We start from the raw sequence: 3335 nt of genomic DNA, 5'->3' as shown, positions 1-3335 counted from the left end.
GTCGGCGGCGGCGGGCGGACGGGGGCCGTCAGGCCGGTGGGGGTGTTCCTCGCGGCGAAGCTCGGCACGCACGCGCTGCTGGGGGCGCTGCTCGGGCTGGTGGGCGGCGCGGTTCAGCCCGGGCCCCGGGTACGCGGGGCGCTGCTCGTCGCGGCGGCGTTGATCCTCGCGTTGTTCGCTCTGGATCTGCTGGGATTCAAGCCCGCCCGACGCATCCTGCGGCGCGATGAGGAGCCGGAACACTGCCGCACACCGCGTTTCAGGCGTCCGGCCGCGCTCGGGGCGGCGACCGTGCTACTGCCGTGCGGGCTGACGCTGTCGGCGGAACTGCTCGCCGTCACATCCCGGTCGGCGCTCGGCGGGGCGGCCGTCATGACCGGGTTCGTGCTCGGGACGGCGCCGCTGTTCGGGCTCATCGGCGTGACGGTCGGCCGCACGCTCGCGGTGCTGCGGGGGCGGCTGACGGCGCTGCTGGCGGTCGCGCTCATCGCCGTCGCCGGCTGGACGCTCATGTCCGGCCTGCGCCTCGCCGGCCGGCTCCCGGACGGCGGCGGGACGGCCTCGGCGGCGGATTCGGCGCGGTTCGTCCGGACGGACGCGTCCGGCACCCAGGTCGTGACCGTGTGGGCCCTCGACCGCGGCTACCGGCCCGCGCTGCTCACCGCCCGCGCCGGCGTGCGCACCGTCCTCGTGCTGAGGACGAGGGACACCCGCGGCCACACCCGCGCGTTCACGATCCCGAGCCTGGGCAAGGACGTGGTCCTGCCGGTGACCGGCGAGACCCGCGTCGACCTGGGCGCCCCGGCGCCGGGCCGGCTGCGCTTCGTGTGCGCGTCCGGCCACTTCCCCGGGGCGATCACGTTCCGCTAGGCGGGCGCGTCCAGGCGGGCGCGGGCGGCGGCGATGCGGGCGAGGGTGCGGTCGCGGCCGAGGATCTCCAGGGACTCGAACAGCGGCAGGCCCACGGTGCGGCCGGTGACGGCGACGCGGACGGGCGCCTGCGTCTTGCCGAGCTTGAGGCCGTGCCCGGTGCCGATCCGCTCCAGCCGGTCCTTCAGCTCGGCCGCGTTCCACGGCGCGTCCCGGTAGGCGTCCTCGGCGGCGGCGAGGATCGCGGCGGCGGGCTCCTTCATCGCCTTGTTCCAGGACTGCTCGTCGGCCGGCGGCTCGTCCAGGAACACGAAGTCGATCATCTGGACGATCTCCGACAGCAGCGCGACGCGGGTCTGCGCGAGCGGCGCCAGCTCGGCGAACACCGCGACGTCGACGTCGAACGGCGCCTCCTGCAGGAACGGAAGGCACTCGGCGATGAACTTCTGCTCCGGCAGCGCCCGGATGTACTCGCCGTTGATCGCGCGGAGCTTCTTGACGTCGAAGAACGCGGGCGAGGAGTTGACGTCCTCGATGCGGAACTCGTCGACGACCACGTCCCACGGGACGATCTCGCGGTCGCCGGTCGGCGCCCAGCCGAGCAGCATCAGGTAGTTGCGCACGGCCTCGGCGAGGTAGCCCTCGGCCCGGTAGTCCTCCAGCGCGACCTTGTCCCGGCGCTTGGACAGCTTCTGCCGCTTCTCGTTCACGATGACCGGGACGTGCGCCCACACGGGCGGCTCGCCGCCGAGCGCCTCCCACAGCAGCTGCTGCTTGGGGGCGTTGGACAGGTGCTCCTCGCCGCGCACCACATGGGTGATGCCCTGGCTCATGTCATCGACCGCGTTGGCCAGCAGGAACGTGACGGACCCGTCCGCGCGGGCGATGACGAAGTCCTCCAGGACGGCGTTCTCGAAGACCGGCTTGCCGCGCAGCAGGTCGACGACGGTGGTCTGGCCCTCGTCCGGGGTGCGGAACCGGAGGGCGCGTCCGGGGCCCGCCTCCAAGCCGCGGTCGCGGCAGAAGCCGTCGTAGCCCTTGTGCTGGTCGCCGGTGCGGGCGACCACCGCCTCGCGGGAGCAGTCGCAGTAGTAGGCGCGGCCCTTGCCCTTGAGGGTCTGGGCGGCCTCGGCGTGCTTGTCGGCGTTCGCGGACTGGAAGTAGGGGCCCTCGTACTGCCCGCCGTCCATCCCGAGCCAGGCCAGGGCGCGGATGATGCCCTCGGTCCATTCGGGGCTGTTGCGGGAGGCGTCGGTGTCCTCGATGCGCAGCACGAGCGTCCCGCCGGACTGGGCGGCCATCACCCAGTTGAACAGCGCCGAGCGGGCGCCGCCGACATGGAACATGCCGGTCGGCGACGGGGCGAAGCGTACGCGGATCGAAGAGGTCGAAGACATGCCTTCAAGGGTAGAGCGCGCGGGCCCCCGCTCGCGCCGGGACCCGCGCGGCCGGCCCCTGTTCGGAGCATCCGGGGGTTCAGGGCTTCCAGTGCGGGTCGCGGCCGGACAGCCCGAGGACGCGGTCGAGCAGCGGCGCGTCCTCCGGCACCGCGACCTCGGGGCCGAACACCCCGTACTGGCGGCTCATGTCGGCCGTCGCCGCGATCTGCTCCCACGCGGCCTCCACCACCGGCGGCGGAAACCCGGATTCGCGCCCGGTCGCCGCGGCGAGGTCCCAGCCGTGCAGGACGTACTCGCCGAAGACGATCCCCGCGATGAACGCGGCCGGCATGCCCACCTTGTTGCCGGTGAGGCTGGTGTCGCCCTCCCAGGCGGCCGGGTCCTGCCACGCCTCGGCGGTCCTGCGGGCCTGCTCCTCGAACCGCTGGGCCCAGCCGGGCTCGGCGGTGAAGTCGTGGTCCTCCCCCGGGCCGCTCACCGGCAGCCGGCGCGCGGCGGTCTCGCCGCGCCCGGTCCACAGGATCAGGTGGTTGACCAGGGCGCGCACGTCCCAGTCGGGGCACGGGGTCGGCGCGTCCAGCTCCGCCCCGGGAACCTCCAGGACGACCCGCGCCGCGGCCTGCGCGGCGGGCGCCATCCGGCTCCGGATATCCATGATCTTTCCTTCGCTCATTCGTTCGACCATCAGGTCCACGCTAGGACGGCACGCGCCGTGCGTATTGAAGAAACGCGACACCGTTAGCCTGGGCCGATGGAACGGCCACTACCCGGCGGGACGCGGGGCATCCTGCGGGCCCGGACGGGGCTGGAACGCTTCCACGTCGAGCGGATCGCCCCGTCCGGAACGCTCGCGCCGTTCGTGGCGAACTTCTGGGTGCTGCGGTGGGATCTGCGGGGCCGGCCGCCGCACCGGCAGCAGGTGCTCACGCGTCCGTCCGTGCACATGACCTTCACCAGCTATCTGACCGCCGAGACGACCCGGGCCCGGATCGTCGGCGTCGTCCGGGACGAGTTCACCGAGGAGATCTCCGGCGAGGGCCGGGTGGTGGGGGCGGCCTTCCGGCC

General features: G+C 73.5%; 4 protein-coding genes. 2 read left to right on the top strand and 2 right to left on the bottom strand.

Annotation, left to right across the window (positions count from 1 at the left end; translation table 11 throughout):
* On the top strand, positions 1-870 hold an 870-nt coding region (locus E1293_RS45795), incomplete at its 5' end, for an urease accessory protein UreH domain-containing protein (protein WP_132206241.1).
* Here the strand turns inward: E1293_RS45795 and gltX are convergent.
* Entirely contained in the window at positions 867-2267 is a 1401-nt protein-coding gene (gltX, locus tag E1293_RS45790; protein ID WP_132206239.1) for a glutamate--tRNA ligase, read from the bottom strand. The two genes, E1293_RS45795 and gltX, sit on opposite strands and share 4 nt — an antisense overlap.
* Before the next feature lie 79 nt (positions 2268-2346).
* Positions 2347-2925: a TIGR03086 family metal-binding protein gene (locus tag E1293_RS45785; RefSeq protein ID WP_132206237.1), complete on the bottom strand. Its 579-nt coding sequence runs from the start codon at positions 2923-2925 to the stop codon at positions 2347-2349.
* A gap of 96 nt (positions 2926-3021) precedes the next feature.
* On the opposite strand from E1293_RS45785, the gene E1293_RS45780 reads away from it, so the two are divergent.
* A partial coding sequence (locus E1293_RS45780) for a DUF6597 domain-containing transcriptional factor (RefSeq protein WP_341770259.1) occupies positions 3022-3335 on the top strand: 314 nt, incomplete at its 3' end.

Origin of the sequence: Actinomadura darangshiensis, assembly GCF_004349235.1 — a bacterium.
Taxonomy (GTDB): Bacteria; Actinomycetota; Actinomycetes; order Streptosporangiales; family Streptosporangiaceae; genus Spirillospora; species Spirillospora darangshiensis.
Note: the sequence above shows the minus strand (reverse complement) of the source record. Positions and strands in the feature narration are given on the sequence as shown.